The sequence below is a fragment of the Kribbella sp. NPDC049584 genome (genome assembly GCF_040675555.1).
In the GTDB taxonomy this organism is placed as follows: Bacteria; Actinomycetota; Actinomycetes; order Propionibacteriales; family Kribbellaceae; genus Kribbella.
Genome location: NZ_JBFAPF010000001.1, coordinates 169708 through 190655 on the forward strand (window position 1 = coordinate 169708; position 20948 = coordinate 190655).

At 68.2% G+C, this 20948-nt stretch carries 22 protein-coding genes; 11 read left to right on the forward strand and 11 right to left on the reverse strand.

Going from position 1 to position 20948, the window contains the following annotated elements; translation table 11 throughout:
• The first annotated feature begins 59 nt into the window (after positions 1-59).
• Positions 60-839, forward strand: coding sequence for a histidinol-phosphatase (gene hisN / locus AB0J62_RS00845; RefSeq protein WP_134108925.1), 780 nt, complete (start codon positions 60-62; stop codon positions 837-839).
• Here hisN and AB0J62_RS00850 read toward each other — a convergent pair.
• Together AB0J62_RS00850 and AB0J62_RS00855 are read right to left on the reverse strand one after the other, a co-directional pair.
• Positions 823-2055: a DUF6596 domain-containing protein gene (locus tag AB0J62_RS00850; RefSeq protein ID WP_363862538.1), complete on the reverse strand. Its 1233-nt coding sequence runs from the start codon at positions 2053-2055 to the stop codon at positions 823-825. The two genes, hisN and AB0J62_RS00850, sit on opposite strands and share 17 nt — an antisense overlap.
• A complete protein-coding gene (locus tag AB0J62_RS00855; RefSeq protein WP_363862541.1) occupies positions 2048-2395 on the reverse strand; it encodes a YciI family protein in 348 nt (115 codons plus the stop codon). The genes AB0J62_RS00850 and AB0J62_RS00855 overlap by 8 nt, the downstream gene beginning before the upstream one ends.
• A 115-nt stretch (positions 2396-2510) precedes the next feature.
• Here AB0J62_RS00855 and AB0J62_RS00860 point away from each other — a divergent pair, with 115 nt between their 5' ends.
• Together AB0J62_RS00860 and AB0J62_RS00865 are read left to right on the forward strand one after the other, a co-directional pair.
• A complete protein-coding gene (locus tag AB0J62_RS00860) occupies positions 2511-3818 on the forward strand; it encodes a pitrilysin family protein (RefSeq protein ID WP_363862544.1) in 1308 nt (435 codons plus the stop codon).
• Entirely contained in the window at positions 3815-5164 is a 1350-nt protein-coding gene (locus AB0J62_RS00865; RefSeq protein ID WP_363862547.1) for a pitrilysin family protein, read from the forward strand. Before AB0J62_RS00860 ends, AB0J62_RS00865 begins: the two co-directional genes overlap by 4 nt.
• Before the next feature lie 57 nt (positions 5165-5221).
• Here AB0J62_RS00865 and AB0J62_RS00870 read toward each other — a convergent pair whose 3' ends face one another.
• On the reverse strand, positions 5222-5647 hold the full coding sequence (locus tag AB0J62_RS00870; protein ID WP_363862550.1) for a CBS domain-containing protein: 426 nt from the start codon (positions 5645-5647) through the stop codon (positions 5222-5224).
• Positions 5648-5843: 196 nt separating this feature from the next.
• Between AB0J62_RS00870 and AB0J62_RS00875 the strand changes: the two genes are divergently transcribed.
• Positions 5844-7055 (forward strand): MFS transporter, encoded by a 1212-nt coding sequence (locus AB0J62_RS00875; protein ID WP_363862554.1) that lies wholly within the window; start codon positions 5844-5846, stop codon positions 7053-7055.
• Positions 7052-7729 carry a hypothetical protein gene (locus tag AB0J62_RS00880; protein WP_363862557.1) on the forward strand — a complete coding sequence of 226 codons (678 nt, stop codon included), beginning with the start codon at positions 7052-7054 and terminating at the stop codon, positions 7727-7729. Before AB0J62_RS00875 ends, AB0J62_RS00880 begins: the two co-directional genes overlap by 4 nt.
• Positions 7730-7881: 152 nt before the next feature.
• Here the strand turns inward: AB0J62_RS00880 and AB0J62_RS00885 are convergent, their stop codons facing one another.
• The 4 genes from AB0J62_RS00885 to AB0J62_RS00900 form a co-directional block, all read right to left on the reverse strand.
• Positions 7882-8709: a carbohydrate ABC transporter permease gene (locus tag AB0J62_RS00885; protein WP_363862560.1), complete on the reverse strand. Its 828-nt coding sequence runs from the start codon at positions 8707-8709 to the stop codon at positions 7882-7884.
• Complete coding sequence (locus AB0J62_RS00890) at positions 8706-9551, reverse strand: sugar ABC transporter permease (protein WP_363862563.1); 846 nt, start codon at positions 9549-9551, stop codon at positions 8706-8708. Before AB0J62_RS00890 ends, AB0J62_RS00885 begins: the two co-directional genes overlap by 4 nt.
• Before the next feature lie 99 nt (positions 9552-9650).
• Entirely contained in the window at positions 9651-11051 is a 1401-nt protein-coding gene (locus AB0J62_RS00895; RefSeq protein ID WP_363862566.1) for an extracellular solute-binding protein, read from the reverse strand.
• Positions 11052-11241: 190 nt separating this feature from the next.
• Entirely contained in the window at positions 11242-12237 is a 996-nt protein-coding gene (locus AB0J62_RS00900; RefSeq protein WP_363862569.1) for a hypothetical protein, read from the reverse strand.
• A 102-nt stretch (positions 12238-12339) separates the two neighbouring features.
• Between AB0J62_RS00900 and AB0J62_RS00905 the strand changes: the two genes are divergently transcribed.
• The 3 genes from AB0J62_RS00905 to AB0J62_RS00915 all read left to right on the forward strand — a co-directional run bounded on the left by AB0J62_RS00905 (position 12340) and on the right by AB0J62_RS00915 (position 16272).
• Entirely contained in the window at positions 12340-12936 is a 597-nt protein-coding gene (locus tag AB0J62_RS00905) for a TetR/AcrR family transcriptional regulator (RefSeq protein ID WP_363862572.1), read from the forward strand.
• An 88-nt stretch (positions 12937-13024) separates the two neighbouring features.
• Positions 13025-13810: an ABC transporter ATP-binding protein gene (locus tag AB0J62_RS00910; RefSeq protein ID WP_363862575.1), complete on the forward strand. Its 786-nt coding sequence runs from the start codon at positions 13025-13027 to the stop codon at positions 13808-13810.
• Positions 13807-16272 (forward strand): FtsX-like permease family protein, encoded by a 2466-nt coding sequence (locus AB0J62_RS00915; protein WP_363862578.1) that lies wholly within the window; start codon positions 13807-13809, stop codon positions 16270-16272. The genes AB0J62_RS00910 and AB0J62_RS00915 overlap by 4 nt, the downstream gene beginning before the upstream one ends.
• A gap of 14 nt (positions 16273-16286) precedes the next feature.
• Here the strand turns inward: AB0J62_RS00915 and AB0J62_RS00920 are convergent, their stop codons facing one another.
• Together AB0J62_RS00920 and AB0J62_RS00925 are read right to left on the reverse strand one after the other, a co-directional pair.
• On the reverse strand, positions 16287-16910 hold the full coding sequence (locus tag AB0J62_RS00920) for an NAD(P)H-dependent oxidoreductase (RefSeq protein ID WP_363862581.1): 624 nt from the start codon (positions 16908-16910) through the stop codon (positions 16287-16289).
• Positions 16911-16969: 59 nt separating this feature from the next.
• Entirely contained in the window at positions 16970-17644 is a 675-nt protein-coding gene (locus AB0J62_RS00925) for a DedA family protein (RefSeq protein ID WP_363862584.1), read from the reverse strand.
• Positions 17645-17755: 111 nt separating this feature from the next.
• On the opposite strand from AB0J62_RS00925, the gene AB0J62_RS00930 reads away from it, so the two are divergent.
• Genes AB0J62_RS00930 through AB0J62_RS00940 form a run of 3 tightly spaced genes read left to right on the forward strand, consistent with a single transcriptional unit; the run spans position 17756 to position 19664 of the window.
• Entirely contained in the window at positions 17756-18493 is a 738-nt protein-coding gene (locus AB0J62_RS00930) for a 6-phosphogluconolactonase (protein WP_363862587.1), read from the forward strand.
• A 49-nt stretch (positions 18494-18542) separates the two neighbouring features.
• Entirely contained in the window at positions 18543-18848 is a 306-nt protein-coding gene (locus AB0J62_RS00935) for a metalloregulator ArsR/SmtB family transcription factor (protein WP_137258101.1), read from the forward strand.
• A gap of 60 nt (positions 18849-18908) precedes the next feature.
• Positions 18909-19664, forward strand: coding sequence for a hypothetical protein (locus AB0J62_RS00940; RefSeq protein ID WP_363862590.1), 756 nt, complete (start codon positions 18909-18911; stop codon positions 19662-19664).
• Between the two features lie 28 nt (positions 19665-19692).
• On the opposite strand, the gene AB0J62_RS00945 is transcribed toward AB0J62_RS00940, so the two are convergent.
• Both AB0J62_RS00945 and AB0J62_RS00950 read right to left on the reverse strand, forming a co-directional pair.
• Positions 19693-20040 carry a VOC family protein gene (locus AB0J62_RS00945; protein ID WP_363862593.1) on the reverse strand — a complete coding sequence of 116 codons (348 nt, stop codon included), beginning with the start codon at positions 20038-20040 and terminating at the stop codon, positions 19693-19695.
• A gap of 3 nt (positions 20041-20043) precedes the next feature.
• Entirely contained in the window at positions 20044-20892 is an 849-nt protein-coding gene (locus AB0J62_RS00950; protein ID WP_363862596.1) for a MerR family transcriptional regulator, read from the reverse strand.
• Positions 20893-20948 lie beyond the last annotated feature (56 nt).

Below are 20948 nucleotides of genomic sequence, written 5' to 3' on the forward strand. Positions count from 1 at the left end.
TCCGCAACAGTTCCCGGACGGCTGGACCACGCGAGCGGTGCTCAGGCTAGCCTTCCGGCATGCCTTCGCACACGGATGACCTGCGGCTCGCCCACATCCTGGCCGACGACGCGGACTCGACCACGATGGACCGCTACAAGGCGCTCGACCTGCACGTGGCCACCAAGCCCGACCTCACCCCGGTGAGCGAATCGGACAAGAAGGTGGAAGATGTGATGCGCAAGACGCTCGCCCGGGCCCGTCCGCGGGACGCGTTCGTGGGCGAGGAGGACGGCACGAGCGGCTGGGGCGTCCGCCGCTGGGTGGTCGACCCGATCGACGGCACCAAGAACTACATCCGCGGCGTCCCGGTCTGGGCGACGCTCATCAGCCTGATGATCGAGGACCAGGTCGTCGTCGGTGTGGTCTCCGCCCCGGCGCTCGGCAAGCGCTGGTGGGCGTCGTACGGCGACGGCGCCTGGACCGGCCGCGCGCTGCACTCGTCGCAGCCGTGCCGGGTCAGCGACGTGAGCAGGATCGAGGACGCCTCGCTGTCGTACGCGTCGCTCAAGGGCTGGGAGAAGCTCGGCAAGAAGAACCAGTGGGCCGACCTGATGGACTCGGTCTGGCGGACCCGCGCGTACGGCGACTTCTGGTCGTACATGCTGGTCGCCGAGGGCGCGGTCGACATCGCCGCGGAGCCGGAGCTCAACCTTTACGACATGGCCGCGCTGGCCATCATCGTCGACGAGGCCGGCGGCAGGTTCACCTCGGTCGACGGCGCCCCGGGCCCCAACGGCCCCAACGCGGTCGCCACCAACGGCCGCCTGCACGACGAAGTACTCAAGCGCCTCGAATGATCCTGCGCTGCAGGAACTCCGCCTCCACCGGGTTGCTGGTGAACGCCAACGCCTCCTCGTACGCCGCCCGCGCCTCCTGTGTTCTCCCGGTGCGCCAGAGCAACTCCGCGCGGGTGGACGCCAGATACGGGTACGTCGCCAACGCCGGGTCGTCCGGCAGTTGGCGCAGCGCCGCATCCGGCCCGGCCACGTAGCTGAGCGCCACCACCCGGTTCAAGGCGACCACCGGCGACGGCCAACGAGCCAGCAAGACGTCGTAGAGCCCGAGGATCTCGCCCCAGTCGGTGTCCTCCCACCGCCCCGCCTCCGCATGGACAGCGGCAATCGCGGCCATCACCGCGAACCGCCCGACGGTCGCACCCGTGTCCTGCCGACCGGCGAGGGCCTCCGGCACCAACTCCAGCCCTTCGGCGATCAGTCCCTGATCCCATCGTGATCTGTCCTGATCCTCCATCAGCACCAAGCGGCCGGCCTCGACCCGCGCTGCCTCCCGCGCCTGCGTGAGCAACAGGAGCGCGAGCAGACCCGCAGTCTCCGCGTTGTCCGGCAGCAGCATCCGCATCATCCGCGCCAGGTCGATCCCCCGCCGGGCAAGGTCCGGCCGGCTCAGCTCGTCGCCGTCCACTGCTGTGTGACCTGCCGTGTACACGAGGTGCACCACGTCGAGCACGGCCTCGATACGCTCCGGCAACTCGTCGGCACGCGGGATGCGGTAGGGGATGCCGGTCCGCGAGATCTTCTGTTTGGCGCGCGTGATGCGGGCCTGCATCGTGGCTTCCTTCACCAGGAACGCCCGCGCGATCTCCGCCGACGACAACCCGCACACCAGCCGCAGCGTCAGCGCGACCTGCGCCTCCTGGGCCAGTGCCGGGTGGCAGCACGTGAACACCAACCGCAGCCGGTCATCGGGAAACGTCCCGTCCGGAACGTCCTCGACCGGCACCAGCAACGGCAGCTTCCGGCGAGCCACATCAGCTCGCCGCCGAAGCTCCAACGCCCGCCGCGTGGCGACGGTCGTCAACCACGCGCCGGGCTTCCGCGGCACACCCTGTTCCCGCCAGTGCACCAGCGCCTTCGCGTACGCGTCCTGCACGCAGTCCTCGGCCAGCTCGAGGTCCGCGGCGACGCGTGCGGTCGCGGCGAGCACGGAGGCCCACTCGGTCGAGTGCGCCTCCGCGACCGCCTGCGCTGTCTCTCGGGCGTCCAGGTCAGCCACCGTTGACCAGCGGGCGGACCTCGACACCACCCATCGGCGACGGCACCTGCTTGGCGATCGCGAGCGCCTCGTCCAGGTCGGCCGCCTCGATGATGTAGTACCCGCCCATCACTTCCTTGGTCTCGGCGAAGACGCCGTCGGTGACGACGTACCCGCCGTTGCCGTCCGCGCGGATCGAGGTCGCGGTCTCACTCCCGTCGAGCTGCCCGCCGCCGAGGATCGCGGAACCATTGGCCTCGGCAAACACTTGATGGTTCTTGTGGTTCTGCTCCATCACCGACCCGTCGTCCGCGGCCCACTTCGCCTCGTCGTCGTAGATCATCACCAGGTACTTGCCCACTCGGGGTCACCTCTCTCGTCCGCTGCCGGTTACAGCATCTACCACTCCGATGCGCGACCCGGGCCGGAATCGACACGACCTGCCGCGAATTTCGTGAGCACGTATGGTGGCCGGTATGCCCTTGACGTACCCCATCGCGGAGCAGACGCTCGACAACGGCCTCCGGGTCGTCGTGAGCTCGGACCGCGCCGTCCCGATCGTCGCCGTGAACCTCTGGTACGACGTCGGATCGCGCCATGAACCACCGGGTCTGACCGGCTTCGCGCACCTCTTCGAGCACCTGATGTTCCAGGGGTCGCGCAATGTCGCGTCCGGTCAGCACTTCAGCCTGCTGGAGACCGCCGGCGCCAGCCTGAACGCGAGCACGTTCTTCGATCGCACCAACTACTTCGAGTCGCTGCCCAGCGGCGGTCTCGACCTCGCGCTCTGGCTCGAGGCGGACCGGATGGGCTACCTGCTCGACGCGGTCAACCAGGAGAACCTGGACAACCAGCGCGACGTGGTGAAGGAAGAGAAGCGGCAGAGCTACGACAACCGGCCGTACGGCGATTCGTACGAGCGGCTCGTCCGGCTCGCGTTCCCCGAGGGCCACCCGTACGCGCATATGACGATCGGATCGATGGCCGACCTCGACGCGGCGTCGCTCGAGGACGTGCACGCGTTCTTCCGCAAGTACTACGGCCCGAACAACGCCGTCCTGACGATCGTCGGCGACGTGTCCGAGGACGACGCGTTCGACGCCGCCAAGCGGTACTTCGGCCACCTGCCCGCGATCCCCACGCCGCCGCCGGCGCCGGACGGGACGATCGGGCCGATGACCGACGTACAGCGCGACGACGTGGAGTCCGACGTACCGTCCGACCTGATCACGATGATGTTCCGGCTGCCCGTGGACGGTACTCCGGAGCTCGACGCGGCCGGGCTCGCGCTCGACATCCTCGCGGCCGGGCAGAGCGGCCGGCTGAACCGGCGGCTCGTCCGCGACGAGCAGATCGCGCAGTCGGTGTCCGGTGGCGCGCTGCCGCTGATCGGCGGTGTCTCGTTCGGGACGCTGACCGGGATCGCGTCGGACGGCGTCGACCTGCAGAAGGTCGAGGACGCACTGCTCGAGGAGATCGAGAAGCTGGCCACCGAGGGCGTCTCCTCGGAAGAGCTGGCCACCGTGCAGGCGCAGGCCGAGCGGGACTGGCTGGAGCAGCTGGCGACGTGCGCCGGCCGGGCCGACGAAATCTCGCACCACGCGTTGCTGTTCGGCGATGCGAACCGGATCAACACCCGCATCGACCAGGTCCAGGCCGTGACCGTCGAGCAGGTGCAGGCGGCCGCCGCCAAGTGGATCCGTGCGGCCGGACGGGTGCAGGTCAGCTACCGCCGTCAGGAGGCCGAATCAGAGATGGCAGAGACGGCAGGAGAGCAGGAATGAGCCAGGTTCTGACCACCCCACCGGCTGTCGGCGCACCGCGGCCGTGGAGGTTCCCCGAGGCCGTGACCACGCGGACCAGCGTCGGTACACCGGTGCACGTCTTCGACCGCCCCGGGCAGTACGTCGCCACCGTGCGCGTCACGATCGCGATGCCGCTGATCGCCGAGCCGCGTGAGCTCGAAGGCGTCGCGACGATCATGTCGCGGACGCTCGACGAGGGCACTGAACTGCATTCGGCCAACGAGTTCGCTGCCGCGTTGGAGCGGCACGGAGCGGCGTACGGCGTGGATGTCAGCTCGGATGCGCTGCACGTCGAGATCTCCGTACCGGTGTCGCATCTGGCGCCGGCCGTCGCGCTGCTCGCCGAGGCGATCACCCGGCCCGCGTTCAACCAGGCCGACGTCGGACGGCACGTGACGATCCGGCTCGGTGAGATCAACCAAGAGCGCGCCAACGCCGGCTATCGGGCGCGTGAGGCGTTCGCGTCGCACCTGTTCGACTCGTCGACCCGTCGTTCCCGCCCGACCGCTGGTACGCCCGACACGATCCGGCCGCTGACCAACGTCGAGGTCGCCGACTTCTACCGCCGGAACATCGGGCCGGAGCGGGCGGAGATCCTCTTCGCCGGCGACGCGACCGGTGTCGACGCGGCCGCGATCATCGACGAGGCCTTCGCCGGCTGGACGTCCGGCGCGGGGCCGGCAGGCGAGACCCCGGAGCCGATCTACATCCCGGGCAACCGGGTCGTGCTCGTCAACCGGCCGGGTTCGGTGCAGAGCCAGCTGCTGATCGGGTGCAAGGGGCCTGACCGGCGCGATCCGTTGTGGGGCTCGGCCGCGGTCGCGAACCACGTGGTCGGCGGGACGATCACCTCCCGCGTGGACACAGTGCTGCGCGAGGAGAAGGGCTACACATACGGCACGCGGACCAGCTTCGCGGCGCCGCGCAAGGGCGGGACGTTCAGCCTCGGCGGCGCCGTCCGCACCGAGGTGACCGGCGCCGCGATCGGTGACGCGCTGCGCATCCTGCGCGAGGCCCGCGACGGACTCACCGAGCAGGAGGTCCAGGAGGCGAAGGACAGCCTGATCCGCACCGCTCCGCTGCGCTACGAGCAGGCCGATTCGGTCGCCCAGCAGGTCGGCAGCAACATCGCGAACGGCGTACCGATCGACTTCGCGGACACCTATCTGAGTCAGATCGCGGCGACCACCGCTGCCGAGGCGACCGACGCCTACCGCCGGTACGTCGGGACCGATGGCCTGCTGGTTGTCGTCGTCGGCGAAGCCAAGGACGTGCGGCCACAGCTCGAGGGCCTCGACCTCGGCGACCTGATCGACCTGAGCTGACGGGTCACCTGTTCCTCCGCGCGGCGCTCGTCCGGGCGGAGGAACAGCCTCGCCCGATCAGCTGCTGATGTAGTTGGAGAGCTGTTCCTTCTCGAACTCGAGTTCGCCGATCCGGGACTTGACCACGTCGCCGATGCTGACCAGCCCGGCAAGCTTGCCGTCGACAACGACCGGGACGTGCCGGATCCGGCGGTCCGTCATCAGTCGCATCAGGTTGTCGATCAGGTCGTCCGGCGTACAGGTGTGTACCTCGGCCGTCATGATCGCGCTCACGCGCACGTCGCCCGCGTCCGGCGTACCGTTCCAGAGCCGCACCACGTCACGCTCCGACACGATCCCGGACACCGTCGACCCGTCCGCACTGACCACCACCGCGCCGATGTTCTTCTCGGCCAGCAGGGCGAGCAGCTCGGTGACAGTGGCGTCTGGGGAGATGGTGACGACCTGGTTGCCCTTACCACGCAGTACGTCGTTGATCTTCACGGAGCCTCCTGCAGATCGAGGACCAATACCCCAAGGTAACGGCATTCGCCCCATCACACCCAGTGACAACGAAGGACATGTGGGTGCAGTCGACTCCGGGATGTTCTTCCTTCGGATCTGCTCTGCGGAAACTGCGCGCCAAGTCGGACCGGGCCGGCCGTAGGATCGGCGGGTTCGGGGTGACGGAGGGGGCGTTGTGGGGTTCCGGCAGGATCTGGCCGTACTGCGGCATCGGGATGTGCGGCTGTTCATCTCCGCGCGGTTCATCTCGATCCTCGGGTCGACGATCGCGCCCGTGGCGCTGGTGTTCGCAGTACTCGATGTATCCGACTCCGCGAGCGCGGTCGGCGTCGTACTCGCGGCGCGCAGCATCCCCAACATCGTCTTCCTGCTGATCGGCGGCGTCATCTCCGACCGGCTCCCGCGCCACCTTGTGCTGGTCGTCGCCAACACGGTCAGCGGACTCACGCAGGCTCTCGCCGCGACGCTCGTCCTCTCCGGGCACGCGACGATCTGGCAACTCGCCGCGATCGAGGCGGTCAACGGGATCGCGGCCGCGTTCGTGATGCCCGCGATGACCGGCATCCTCCCGTCGATCGTGGACCGCGGCGAACTCCCCCAGGCGAACGCGATCGCCGGCTTCGCCCGGTCGAGCGCGATGATCGGCGGCGGCGCGGTCGCCGGCGTGATCGTCGGGCTGACCGGTCCAGGGGTCGGGCTCGCGGTCGATGCCGCGACGTTCCTGATCGCCGCCGCGCTGCTGTCCCGCCTGACGATCCCGCGGATCGAGCGCGCGGCCACCTCGATGCTGACCGACCTGCGCGACGGCTGGAGCGAGTTCGTCTCCAGGCAGTGGGTCTGGGTGATCGTGCTCGCGTTCGGCCTGCTGAACCTGATCTTCACCGCGTGCTACCAGACGCTCGGCCCGGTGATCGCGGACCGCACGTTCGGGCGGACCGGCTGGGGCGTCGTCAGCGCGTGCTTCGGCGCCGGACTGGTTGCCAGCGGCATCATCATGCTCCGCCTCAAACCCCGCTACCCGCTGCGCACGGGCATGCTCGGCATGCTGCTGACGGTCCCGGTCATGCTCTGCCTGGCGCTCTTCCCATACACCTGGGCGATGGGAATCGCGGCGTTCCTCCTCGGCGTCGCCTTCGACATCTTCGGCATCGGCTGGGAGACGGCCCTCGGCCAGCACGTCCCGATCGACAAGCTCTCCCGCGTCTCGTCGTACGACATGCTCGGCTCGTTCATCGCCGGCCCCGTGGGTCAGCTCACTGTCGGGTACGTCGCCGCGGTGGTCAGCGTCAAAGCCGTCGAACTGTACGGCGCCGCCCTCTTCGTCCTGATCACCGTACTCACGCTGGTCGTCCCTTCCGTCTGGAACCTGCGTAGGCTGGATGTGTGAGCTCAATCGTTCCGGGTCCGCAGAAGAAGCTCGAGCAGGAGATCGACGCGGCTCGCTCCGGCGCCAAGCCGTTGCAGGCGGGCGACCTGAACGCGTCCGCCCCGCCACAGGAAGAGCTGGTCGGGCTGGACGACTGGCCCGAGTCGCTGCGCGCGACCGTCGAAGCAGAACACGATCGTGTCACCGCGCTGGCAACCAACCGCCGCAGAAGCGCCGACGGCGTACTCCCCGAGGTCGTCCAGCGCCTGGACGAACTCCTCGATCAACTCGCCGACCGCCTCCAGGCCGACAGACCACGCCGCTTCGGCAAGTCCTCTTCTTCTGATGATGTCGCACTGGACGACATCGCCGAACTGCTGGGGATCCCGTCCGACGAGGTCCCCACGTCAACCGGCCGAGGCGAACACCGCGCGGCCCTCCGCACCATCAAACAACTCCGCTCCCAACTCAAAGAGCTGGAAACCACCAAGGAGCACTCGAAGCTCACCCGCCTGGTCACCTTCGTGGTCCGCCTGGCAGTAGTCACCGACAGCGCCCCCGAATCAACCGCACCCCTCGCCCCGATCGCCCTGGCCCGCTACGCCAACTCCTCCCCAGACCCCCAGTGGAACTGGCCCTTCGACCAAAAACTCGCCTCCTGGAAACAAACCCACACCACCCTCACCACCAACTGAGGGTCAGAACCAGCCCGGCTCTCGGAGCAGACCGACTGGACTCCGCGCCGGCGCACCCGAGCACCAGCACACTCTGCGCGCCCCGGCGGAGCCGGATAAAAGGCAGCCGCCGCGAAGCGGTGTCCGTTTCGCGGCGGCTGTCATGCGGGGGGTCAGCCCTTGATTGCTCCGCCCAGGGCGAAGGCGCCGCCTAGTTTGCGGGACAGGAGGAGGTAGAGGAGTAGGACGGGAGTCGTGTAGATGAGGGAGTACGCCGCCAGCTGTCCGTAGTTCGGTTCGCCGTACTGGCCGAAGAACGTGAAGATGCTGACCGAGGCCGGCAGCCGCTCGGGCGACAGCAGCAGCATGAACGGGACGAAGAAGTTGCCCCACATACCGATGAACGTGAAGATCAGCACGACCGCGATCCCCGGCCACATCAGCGGCAGTACGATCGCCCACAGCGCCCGCATGTTTCCGGCGCCATCAACCCACGCCGCTTCCTCCAGCGAAATCGGCACACCGTCCATGAACGTCTTGGTCAGCCAGATCGCGAACGGCAACGCCGCCGTCGCCATGAACATGATCGTGCCGCCCAGGGTGTCCACCAGGTTCAGCTGCACGAACAGCCCGTACACCGGCACCATGACCGCGGTGATCGGCAACCCCGTGCAGAACAACACGGTCAGCAGGAACGGCCGGTTGAAGCGGGTCCTGAAACGCGACAACGGATAAGCCGCCAGCACCGCACACACCATCGTCAGCAACGCCGCGCCACCGCACAGGATGATCCCGTTCAGAACAGGCCGGTACGTCGTGTCGGTGTTCAGCACCGCCCTGAAGTTCCCGAACGTGGGATGCGTCGGGAACTCGACGCGCAGCCCCGCCGTCCGGTTGATCGATGCGAACAGCACCCACAGCAACGGCAGGACGAACAGTACGCCGATGGCCAGCAGCACCAGGTTCGACGCGAGCTTGCTCATCCGGTCGCGGGCAATCATGCTGCCTCCGAGTTCAGGCCACGCAGGTAGATCAGTGAGAAGACCGCACCGATCGCCAGCATCACCAACGCGATCGCCGTACCGTAGCCGATCTGGGAGAAGCTGAACGCCTGCTCGTACATGTACAGCGGCAGCGTCTGACTCTTGGTCCCCGGGCCGCCGCGGGTCATTGCGTAGATGAGGCCGAACACGCTCAGCGTCTGCAGCGTGATCAGCATCAGGTTGGTCATGATCGCGCGGGTGATCATCGGCAGCGTGACGAAGATCAGTCGCCGCCATCCGCCGGCGCCGTCCATCTCCGCGGACTCCTCGATCTCCTTGGGGATCTCGCTGAGCGCGGCGGAGTAGACCAGCATCGAGAACGCCGTACCGCGCCAGATGTTGGCCAGCGACACCGCGATGATCGGCGCCGCGTACAGCCAGTCCTGTCCGGGCAGGCCGACCGCGTGCAGCATCACGTTCAGCGTGCCGTCGTCGTTGAAGAACGCACTCAGCAGGTACGCCGCGACGACCTCGGGCAGCACCCACGCGCCGATGACCGCCGTACCGACGAAGTTGCGAACGACCTTCGTCGACCGGCGCATCAGCAGCGAAAGGCCGAGACCGAGTGTGTTCTGGCCGATGATCGCGGAGATCAGCGTGAACACCAGCGTCAGCCAGATCGAGTTCGTGAACGCGCCGCTGGAGAACGCCTTGCGGAAGTTGTCCAGGCCGACGAACTTCACGTTCGCCGCGCCGGTACCGGTGAGCGCCATGTTCGTGAACGCGGCGTACACGCAGTAGATGATCGGGCCGGCCAGGAAGACCAGCATCAGTCCGATGGCCGGCGACAGCGGCAGCATCCGGACGAGTTTGGCCCCCCGCGGCCGCCGGCTGGGGGTACCAGCGGCGGCCGTGGAGGTAGGAGCGACAGTCGTCGTCACAGGGGAGAATCCTCCGAGCTACTGGCCAGTGCTCTTCGTCGTCGTACTGTCCTTGCCGCCGACGATGCCCTCGACCGCCTGGTCGTAGTTCTTCGCGGCCGCGTCAGGCTGGGACTGCCCGGTCATCACCGATTCCATCGCTGTGATGATCTCGTTGGAGACCTTCGGGTACTCCGGCAGCGCCGGCCGGTACACGGTGACCGAGACCAGGTCGGTGAAGAACTGGGTGCTCGCCGAGGAGGACTTGTACGCCGCGTCGGCGGCAACGTCCTTGCGGACCGCGATCTGCGCGCCGTCGGTGGCGTACTTCGCCGCGTTCTTCTGGGTCTGCAGGGTCTTGATGAAGTCCCAGGCCGCGTCGGGGTTCTTCGACTTGGCCGGGATCGCCCAGGTCCAGCCGCCGGAGAGGCTGACCTTGCCCTTGCCGCCGCCGTCCTGCGTCGGCATCGCGGTCTGGCCGAGCACCGTGCTCCACTGCGGCCACGGCTTGGCGCCGGACTTCAGCCAGTTGCCGTAGATCCAGGAGCCGTCCAGGTCGATCGCCAGCTTCTGCTGCGGCAGCAGCTCGGTGCCGACCTTGCTGCCCATGTTCGGGCTGAGCGCGTCCTTCGGCGACGGCGCAAGGCCCTCGGAGAAGACCGTCTTGACGAAGTTCAGCGAGTCCTTGAAGCCCTGGCTGCCGACGACCCACTTCTTCTGGTCGTAGTTGTACAGGGTGTCCTTGGTGCCGTAGAGCAGCATCTCGAAGCCCTGCATGGCCGAGGCCTCACCCATCGGCTTGCCGGAGTACATGTTGAACGGGATCACGCCCGGCACCTTCTGCTTGATGGTGCGCGCCGCGCTGAGCACGTCGTCCCACGTCTTCGGATGCCAGTCGGCGGGCAGGCCGGCCTTCGCGAAGATCTGCTTGTTGTACCAGAGCGCCCGGGTGTCGGTGCCGTCCGGTACGCCGTACGTCTTGCCGTCCTGGCCCCGTGCCGCGCCCTTGGCGGTGTCCTCGAACTGGCTCCACTGGTCCCACTTGCCGATGTAGTCGTCCAGCGGCTTCAGGTACCCCGCGGTGATGTCGGAGTTGATCAGGAAGGTGTCCTCGTAGACGATGTCCGGCGCCGTGTTCGGCGACCGCATCATCAACTGGATCTTGGTGTAGTAGTCGTTCTCGCTGGCAACGACCGGAACGATCTCGACCTGGGATCCCGGGTGCGCGGCTTCGTACTCGGTCTTGACGCCGGTGAGGAAGTTCTTCATCACCACGCCCGGACCCCACTGCTGGTACGCGATCTTGATGTGCGCGGGTCCGGAGCTCTGCGAGCTGCCGGCCTCCGGCTGTTTGGTCGTCGAGCCTTGACTACAGGCTGAGACCCCCAGCAGCAGCGCGCCCGCGGCGGCCGCTGCCATGAAACGTTTCCTTGTCACCATCAGGTCCACCTTCGGGCAATCGTTGTCATCCCGGTACCACGGCCCAAACCCTGCGGGCTTTCCCGCGACCGTAGGAGCCCCGAGCAACCGAAGTCAATGCTTGACAGACAACGTTGTCGCACCAGTCAGGCAGGAACGCGGTGACCGTGGTGTAACGATCCGGTCACCGCGCTGTCATACGTTCACTTTGTCAGGCTGCGACGGCGGAGGCCTCATGTCGAGCCGGTACGGCGCGTCCCCGCGTGCGGAGCGAGCCGAGCGCGCACAACGCCAATCCGCCCGCCAACCAGCAGGCCAGTACGACGAGTGGTCTGGCGGCGCCGGCGCCGTCGAAGAAGCTCACGGACCGTAGCGCCGTACCCGCGGCTCCGGGCGGCAGCAACTGCCCGAGCGTGCTCCAGCCGCTCGGCAGCATCTCCGGTGCGCTCGTCATCCCGGAGAGTGGATTGCCGAGCAGCATCATCGTCGCGCCGCCGAGCGCGAGGCCCGCCGTGCCGATCAGCCATTCGAGTCCGAGCAGCGTGACACTGATCGCACCGATCGACATGGCGATCACGCCCGCGTTGCCGAGGTAGCTGCCCTCGAACGAACCGAGCCAGAACTGCAGTACGGCGGCGAGCGCGAGCCCACCGGTGACCGCGAACGCGAGAGCGCCGATCACGCGCTTCACCCCGGGCCCGACCAACTGGGTCAGAGCAGCGGCCGCGATGATCCCGCCGAGCACGAGCGGCAGCGCCCCCGCGGCCAACCCGGCGCCTCGGGGATCGTCCTTCGGCAGCGGGACGATATCGGTGACCTTCGCCCGGGTGTCCAGCTGATCGGCCAGTTGCGTCAGGAGTTGCGCCACGACCGGTCCGCCCGCTGACGCGGTGAGCACCTCGGGTTGCGCCGAGTCCAGCACGATCGCGCCGTACACGTCCCGGTTTTCGATCTGCTGCACGGCCGTCTGCCGGTCCGGCACGGCGGTGATGTCGAAGCCGCCCGGTATCGCCTGGTCGAGCCGGGTCCTGACCTGCTCGACGGCCGGCGTCGGACCGGAAACCGCGATCGGGACGTTCCGCGGTTCGGAGCGCGCGGACGGCCAGGCGAAGGCGATCAGGAACACCGTGAGGACCGCGGTCAACAGCACGATGACGGCGATCAGGGGCGGCCGGCGACGTTCGGCCGCGTGCGCCTGAGTGGTCATGGCGGGAACTCCCTCGACGAAGAAAACCGAATGTCCGTTCTTTATAGATTCCTGAAGGCTCGGCGACTTGTCAAGAACGGACATTCGTTTTATGTTGCGAGCGTGCCGAAGGTCACCGAGGAGCACCGCCTGGCTCGCCGCGAGCAGATCGTCGCGGCGGCCCGCGTCTGCATGAACGCGCAGGGTTTCCACAAGACGACGATGGCCGACGTGATCCGCGAGTCCGAGCTGTCCGCGGGCGCCGTGTACGGCTACTTCAAGAGCAAGGAGGAGATCGTCGCGGCGATCGCCGAGGACGCGCTCAGCACGGTCGACGAGCTCTTCGAGAACCTGCTCGCCTCCGACGAGCCGCTGACTCCGCTGGCCGCACTGGAAGCCACCGTCGACCAGGTGGTCCGGGTCGCGGGTGCGCCCGCCGGCGACGTCACCCGGATCGCCGTCCAGGCCTGGGCCGAGGCCCTCCGCAACGAGGACATCCGCCAGATCGCGAAGGGCAAGTACTGCATGCTCCGCAACCATTTCCTGGTGATCGCGCGCCGCGCGCAGGCCGACGGCACCCTCGACCCGGAGGTCGATCCCGAGCACGTCGCCCAGGTCATGTTCAGCATGATCCCCGGCTTCGTCCTGCAGCGGCTGCTGATCGGCGACATCACCCCGGCCACCTACAAGGCCGGGCTTCGCGCGCTGCTGCGTTCATAGCGCACTCATCAGGGGTGGAGTTTCACCCACCCCGTACGGTGGTCCAGCACCATGGGGCGGTACGCCGTTGCTCCGTAGCGTCGACGGCATGAGAAAGCCGAAGCAGGAAGCAGTCGACGGGACCGGATACTCGGTCGTCCTGCAGGACGTACGACGGGTCTACGGCCGTGGCGGGAACACCGTCACCGCCCTCAACGGGATCTCGATGAAATTTGCCCCAGGCACCTTCACCGCGGTGATGGGTCCGTCGGGTTCGGGCAAGAGCACGTTCCTGCACTGTGCGGCCGGGCTCGACCGGCCGACGTCGGGCACGGTGCTGATCGACGGCCTGCCGCTGGCCGGGCTGAGCGAGCGCAAACTGACCGAGCTCCGCCGCGAGCGGATCGGGTTCGTGTTCCAGTCCTTCAACCTGCTGCCCGCGCTGACCGTCTGGCAGAACGTCTGCCTGCCGCAGGAGCTCGACGGCCGGCGCGTGAACAAGGCCGCGGTCCGCCAAGTCCTGGAGCGGGTCGGTCTCGCCGATCGGTCCAAGCACCGCCCCGGAGAGCTGTCCGGTGGCCAGCAGCAGCGGGTCGCGATTGCCCGCGCACTCGTTGCCCGTCCGGCCGTGATCTTCGCCGACGAGCCGACCGGCGCACTGGACACGCAGACCGCGGCCGACGTACTCGAGCTGCTCCGCGAGCCGGTTCGCACACAGGGACAAACAGTCGTGATGGTCACCCACGATCCGGTCGCGGCGTCGTACGCCGATCAGGTCGTCTTCCTGGCCGACGGCGTCCTGGCCGGCAGCCTGACCGCGCCGACGGCCGAACAGGTCGCCGACCGGATGACCCACCTCGGCGCGCGGTCGAACCTGCAGGTGGTGGCGGGATGATGCGCCAAGCCATCCGCACCTTGCGCCACCGCAAGAGCGGATTCATCGCCACCTTCGTCGCGGTCGTCTTCGGTACGGCGATCGTCATGGCCTGCGGCGGCCTGCTGGAAACCGGCATCCGCTCCAACGTCGAACCCCAGCGCCTGGCCGGCACCGCACTGGTTGTCACCGGCAAACAGTCCCACCTACGCCCCGGCGAAGAAGACGCCACTCCCCTGCCCGAACGCGTCGGAGTCCCGGTAGACGCACTGGCGAAAATCCGTTCCACAGAAGGCGTCTCCTCCGCCATCGGCGACTACACCTTCCCCGCGGTCGGTCCGTCGGTTGCCGAGGGCCACAACTGGTCCAGCGCCTCCCTGGCGCCCTACCACCTCAGCACCGGGCACGCGCCACGTTCCGGTCAGGTCGTCGTTTCGTCCGGCAAGCCAGGCGATCGCGTCAACTTGATCATCAACGGCGACCCGAAGATCTTCACCGTCAGCGGAATCGCCCCCACGGCAACCGGCAACGCGTTCTTCTCCGACCACGACGCAGCCCAGCTGGTCCGCAACCCGGAACGCTTCGCCGACGTCGGCGTACTGGTTGCCCCCGGCACCAACCTCGACGATGTGAAGGACCGACTGAAGGCCATCGACAGCAACCTCACAGTCCGTGAAGGCATCGACCGCGGCCTGGCCGAGCACCCCGACGCCGAGTCCCACAAGACAGCTCTCATCGCGGTCGCCGGCTCGTTCGGCGGCATCGCAACCATGACGATGATGTTCGTCGTCGCCTCGACCCTGGCCCTGGCCGCTCAGCACCGCGAGCGTGAGTTCGCGCTCCTCCGCGGTATCGGTACGACGCCTGGGCAGGTCCGCCGGATGATCCTCGGCGAAGCGCTCATGGTCTCGCTGCCGGCGGTGGCGGTAGGCGTCATCCCGGGCACCTTCCTCGGACGGTTCCTCTTCGACCAGCTCAGCACTCATGGCGTTGCGTCCTCGGTGATCGAGTTCTCGCAAGGCTGGATCCCGTTCGCGGCCGGCGCCGGTGCCGCAGTCCTCGCAGCGATCGGAGCGGGATTGATCGCGGCCCGGAAGTCCGCGAAGATCCGTCCGGTCGAGGCGCTGGTCGAGGCTTCGCTGCAGCGGAAGTGGTTCAGCTGGATGCGGCTGCTGTTCGGTCTGCTGTTCCTCGGCGGCGGACTCGCGCTGCTGATCGTCACCGCCACGGTGATGACCGGACCGCTCGCTGCTTCGACTGCGGGTCCGTCGATCCTCTGCTGGGCCATCGGTGTCGCACTGCTCGGCCCGTTCTGGACAAAGGCCGTGCTGGCGTTCTGGCGGTGGCCGGTGCAGGCACTGACTCGGGTCAACGGTCGCCTCGCGATCCGCAATCTCTCGGCTCGATCGGTCGCGATGTCGGCCGCCGTGATGCCGGTCATGCTTGCCGTCGGCATCTCGACTGCCAACCTGTACATGCAGACGACACAGGTCCACGCGTCCTCCGAGGCGTTCACGCGGGATCTGCGGGCGGACGCCGTACTGGTCTCGGATGCCGGTCTGTCGCCGGCACTGCTCCAGCAGGTCCGCGCCGTACCGGGCGTCGCGAGTGCGTCGGCGTACGTCCGGAGCATCGGCGCCGTCGACGACCCGCGCAAGGCTCCGTTCGACGAGGACGGTGCGCCGGTGATCGGCGTGGACGCCCAGGGCGCGGACGGTACGGCGCCCGTCCGGCTCACGAACGGATCGCTCGCGGGCCTGACCGGTTCGACTGTTGCGATCCCGGACTACATGGCCACGAAAACGGGCCGCGGGGTCGGGTCCGAGATCACGATGACGTTGGGCGACGGAACCCCGGTGAAGCTGCGCGTGGTCGCGACGTTCGCGGCGGAACGCGGGTACGAGACGATCACCATGCCCGCATCGTTGGTCGCCGCTCACACCACGGACGGGTTGACCAAGCAGATCCTCGTGCGCGCCGCACCGGGTGCCGACGTACGACCGGGGCTGGCCAAGCTGGCGGCAGCTCATCCGACTGTCCAGGTCGCAGACCGCAGTACCTTGGTCGCCGCGAACGCGGAAGATCTGCAGACGCAGGCGTGGGTCAACTACATGCTCGTCGGAATGCTGATCGCCTACACCGCGGTCTCGGTCGTCAACACGCTCGTGTCGTCGACCCTGCGCCGGCGCCGTGAGTTCGCCCTGCAACGGTTGACCGGCTCGACCCGACTGCAGGTCCTGCGGATGTTGTGGACCGAGACCACCCTGGTCACCCTCGCCGGAGTCACGCTAGGCACCGCGGTAGCCCTCGCCTGCCTGCTCCCGTTCTCCGCGAAGGTCTCGACCAGCGCGCTCCCCACCGGACCACTGTGGATCTACGGAGTCATCGTCGCAGCCGCCACCATCCTCACCTTCGGCTCGACGCTGCTCCCGGCAACCACAACCCTCCGCCACGCCCCCACCCAACCGAGCTACAACGACTAGCGGCTACGCCGGATCTACCGGGCCGGCGTAGGTTCCGCGACCGGCTGAAGGGCGATCGTGGTGGCCTGGATGATGCCGGCGTTGGTGCGGATCCAGTGGGAGAGGACGACCTGGAGGTCTTCCAGGTCACGCTCCTCGAGGATCACGCCGGGGACCGGGACGCTGGCGCCGAGCTCCGCGAGGACCGGGCGGAGATGATGATCGGCGAGCAACTTGTGGCTCGGGGCCGCGGAGACGGTGACCGGTACGACGACGGCGCCGGCCAGCGCCCCGGGCCGCAGTACGTCGAGGAAGCTCTTCAGCAGGCCGGTGTAGCTGCCTTTGTAGACCGGGGTCGCGATCACGATCACCGAGGCCGACGACACCAGGTCGATGGCATTCTCCAACGCCGGATGATCCTTGGCGCGGTCACCTTCGAAGATCGCCGGCGCGAACGTCACCAGGTCGATCAGCTCGTCGATCCGGTACGGAGTACCGAGCTCGGAGGCCAGCAACTCCGCGACCGACGCCGCGGCGGCCGCCGTCCGCGAACCCGCCCGGGGATTGCCGACCACCGTGACCACGGACTGCGGCCAGACCGGCCCATCCTCTGACACGGCCTGGGGCACGACCTGCGATTCGAACGCGGCTGAGGGCATCTGACCCAACTCCTGAGGCATCGGCAGTGATACCTCGAGCGTAGTCAAAGTCGAGCGCGCTACTTGACTTTCTCAGGATCTGAACGCCCGCGCAGCTTCACGACCACGAACCACGCGACCGCGGCGACCGCACCGGCGATCACCAGCTTCTGGAACACCCCGACCGACGACTCGACCAGATGCCACCGCTCACCGAGCTGGTATCCGGCCACGATCAGCAACGAGTTCCACACCAGGCTCCCGGCGGCGGTCAGCGGCACGAACAGCGCAACCCGCATCCGCTCCACCCCGGCCGGCACCGAGATCAGGCTCCGCACGACCGGGACCAGCCGCCCGATCAGCACCGCCTTGGCACCATGTCGCAGGAACCACCCCTCGGCCTTGTCGACATCGGCCACCTTCACCAACGGCAGCTTCGCGGCGATCGCGCGCGTTCGATCGCGGCCGAGCACCCCGCCCACGCCGTACAAGGCGAGCGCGCCGACGACCGACCCCAGCGTGGTGAACACGATCGCGCTGATCAGGCCGAGATCACCCCGGGCCGCCGCGAAGCCCGCCAGCGGCAGGATCACCTCGCTCGGCAACGGCGGGAACAGATTCTCCAGCGCGACCGCCAGGCCCGCACCCGCCGGACCCATCCGCTCCATCAGCTCGATCGCCCACCCGGCCACTCCGCCGGTCGGCTCCTGCGTCGCCTGCAGCGCGGTCATCATCACCTGATTCGTCGTCATCATGGGTGCGACGCTAGGTCCGCGGACACGCCCCACACACTGGAGCCACCCACCGTACAGACCGGGGGAAAACCCCCGTTGTGCGAGCATTTGCCACCCATAGAAAGGTTTTGGATGACAGTCGAGCACGCCCCCCGGACCAGCACGTACCCGTCGCGCGAGGAGCTCGGCCGGGCCGCGGCCGGCGCCGCCGCCGAGCAGATCCGCAAGGCGATCGCGACCACCGGACGGGCGCGGATCATGCTCGCCGCCGCGCCGAGCCAGGCCGCGACCTTGGCCGCGCTCGCCGTGGAGCCTGACCTCGACTGGAGCCGCGTCGAGTGCTTCCACATGGACGAGTACGTCGACCTCTCGCCGGACGCCCCGCAGTCGTTCCGGAACTGGCTGCACCGGACCTTCCTCGATCAGGTGCCTCAGGCAACATTCCACCCGTTGGCGCCCGAGGCCGGCCCGGACAGCTACGCGGAACTGATGGGCGACGAGCCGTTCGACCTCGTCCTGTTCGGTCTCGGCGTCAACGGCCACCTCGCCTTCAACGACCCGCCCGCCGACTTCGACGACCCACGCGCCGCGAAGATCGTCGCGCTGGATGAAACCAGCCGCCGCCAACAGGTCGACGAAGGCAATTTCGCGACGATGGACGACGTACCCACCCACGCCGTCACGGTGACGATCCCCCGCCTGCTCAACGCGCACGCGCTGATCGGGTCGGTCCCCGGAGCGGTCAAACGACAGGCCGTCCGCGACACCCTCACGCAGCCGATCAGCCCCGACTACCCCGGCACGGCGCTGCGCACGCACGCCGCAGTACAACTCTTCCTCGACACCGAATCAGCCGGCACCGAGGTGTAGACCGCCGGAGGCATCCACTGAAAGTGAGAGATCGGGTTATATTCCTGGTATGGCAACTACGTTCGAGGTGTTGGCGGAGCCTCGGCGGCGGGACATTCTCGATCTGTTGCGCGCCGGTGAGCGGCCGGTGGGCGAGCTTGTCGACGCGCTGTCGCTCAGCCAGCCCGCGGTGTCGAAGCATCTGAAGGTACTGCGCGACGCCGGGCTGGTGGAGGTCCGTCATGACGCCCAACGCCGGTGGTACCGCCTCCGCCCAGCGCCGCTGGCCGAGGTCGACGCCTGGCTGGCGCCGTACCGCGACCTGTGGCGCGACCGCCTCGACGCCCTCGAGGCACACCTCGACCAGATGGACTAGCCCGCTACCGGTCTTGATCGTGGTGGAACGCGCGCAAGGGGCCAGTGATTGACTGTGCCGATGACAGAACTCGGGCGGGCGCGGGCCGCGCGCTGGTGGGTGCGGGGACGACGGATCGGGTCGATCGAGCGGGCCGGCGCGTTCATCGACGATGTCGGGTTCGCCTTGTTGTTTCCGGCGCCGCGTGCCGTCGTACCGTCACTGTGGGAGGCGGTCGCCGGCGAGGACGAGGAGCCGTTCAGTTCGGGGATGGGGAAGAACGAGCAACGGGTCTGGGCCTGGAAGGACGAACTGCCGCGCCGCGGCCTCGCCTGGTACGGCGCCTACCTCGGCGGCCGTGGAACCTTCCTGTCGCCGGACCTCCTCACGGCGCTCTACCCGGCCGCGGGCCACCCGAGTGACCACCAGTCGCTGGAGCTGTCGCCGGCCGCCCATGAGATCGCCGAGGCCATCGCCGACGAACCATTGCCGAGCGCAACGCTGCGGGCACTGATCGGCGATCGGAGCCGCTACCAGCGGGCGATCACCGAACTCCAGCGCAATCTGCTGGTCACCACGGCCGGCGTCCACGAGAGCGGTTCCGGCTGGCCCGCGGCGCTGATCGCCTTGACCTGCGAGCTGTTCGAGGTCGGCGGCGGCACCGACCACGCACTCGCGACCGAGCAGTTCCTGGCCACGATGCTGCAGACCACGCCAGGCGAACTCGGCCGCGCCTTCCGCTGGCCCGTGGCGCACGCACGAGCCCGCCTGGACGAGTTGGCCGAGAACGGCCGGGCGACGTCCGACGGCACCCGGTACTCGTTCAACCAGCCCTGAGATGATCCGAGGGGCACTCGGCTCCGGCCTAGTGCTCGGCAACGTCGAAGACGTTGCCTTCCGGGTCGGCGAGCGTGATCCAGTGGGTGCCGTACTCGGTGTGCTCGTCGACGCGCTTGGCGCCGAGTCCGACGAGGCGGTCGACCTCGGCGGCCCAGTCGGTGGCGGCGAGGTCGACATGCAGGCGGTTCTTGCCGTTGCGCGGCTCGGGGACCTGCAGGAACATCAGCGTCGGCCCGTCCGCGGCGCGGTTCACGGTCGCGAAGAACTCGTTGCCATCAGCATCGACCTCGGCGGAGAGCACGCCGGCCCAGAAGGCCGCCAGCGCTGCCGCGTCGGTGCAGTCGAAGGCGATGTTCTCGAGGGAAATAGACACAGTTCAGCCCTTCAGTGTTGGATTCTTTTCCCACCCCACCGCCCCGGTCACTGGGATCCGCTGGATCGGCCAGCAGACTTCGGTTCGGTAGTCGGCCGGATCGGGCACGTCGCCCGGGCCGATGGGATACAGCTCACGGATCGGGCCGGGTGCCACCTCGCAGTACTCCGCGACGTGGCTGCCGAGCCCGCCGTACGTGCGGTCGAAGTCGGTCATCGGACCGGCGTGGACCGCGATCGCGAAGTACCCGCCGGGCAGGTCGACGAGCTCGACCCCGTCGGCCGGCGCCTGGTCGGGCGCGACCGGGAGGAAGCTGACGACCTCCCCGACGTCGTCGGTGAAGAACTCGTCGCTGTACGTCGCTCCCGCGGTCGCGCGGATGTCGCCGGCCACCTCATCCAGCCGCCCGAACGCGAACTCGCACCACGGCCCGATCTCGTCGCGCACGACCTGACCACGGACGGCGTACGCACGGAACGACGGGATGAAGCGGTACTCGACGTCGAGCACAGGCTGCCCGGGCGTCAGCAGTTCGCGCAGTGACACGACCACGTCACGCGTGTGCTGGAGCTCCTGCTCCATCCGCTCGAGGTGCGTCCGGAGCCGCTCCTCCCGCGCCACTCCGTCACCCGCGTCGACCACTGCCTGTACGTCGGCCAGCGGCATCCGCAGCTCCCGCAGCCGCCGGATCAACTGCGCCGTGTCGACCTGCGCAGTGCTGTACCGCCGGTAGCCCGACGAAGCGTCGACCGAGACCGGGGCGAGCAGGCCGATCTCGTGGTAGTGGTGCAGAGTCTTCACACTCAGATGCGTCAGGCGGGAGAACTCCCCTACCGTCACCGTCGCCGTCATGCCCCAAGCTTCCACCCTCCGGTAACCGGAGAGTCAAACAAACCCCGCCCGCGACG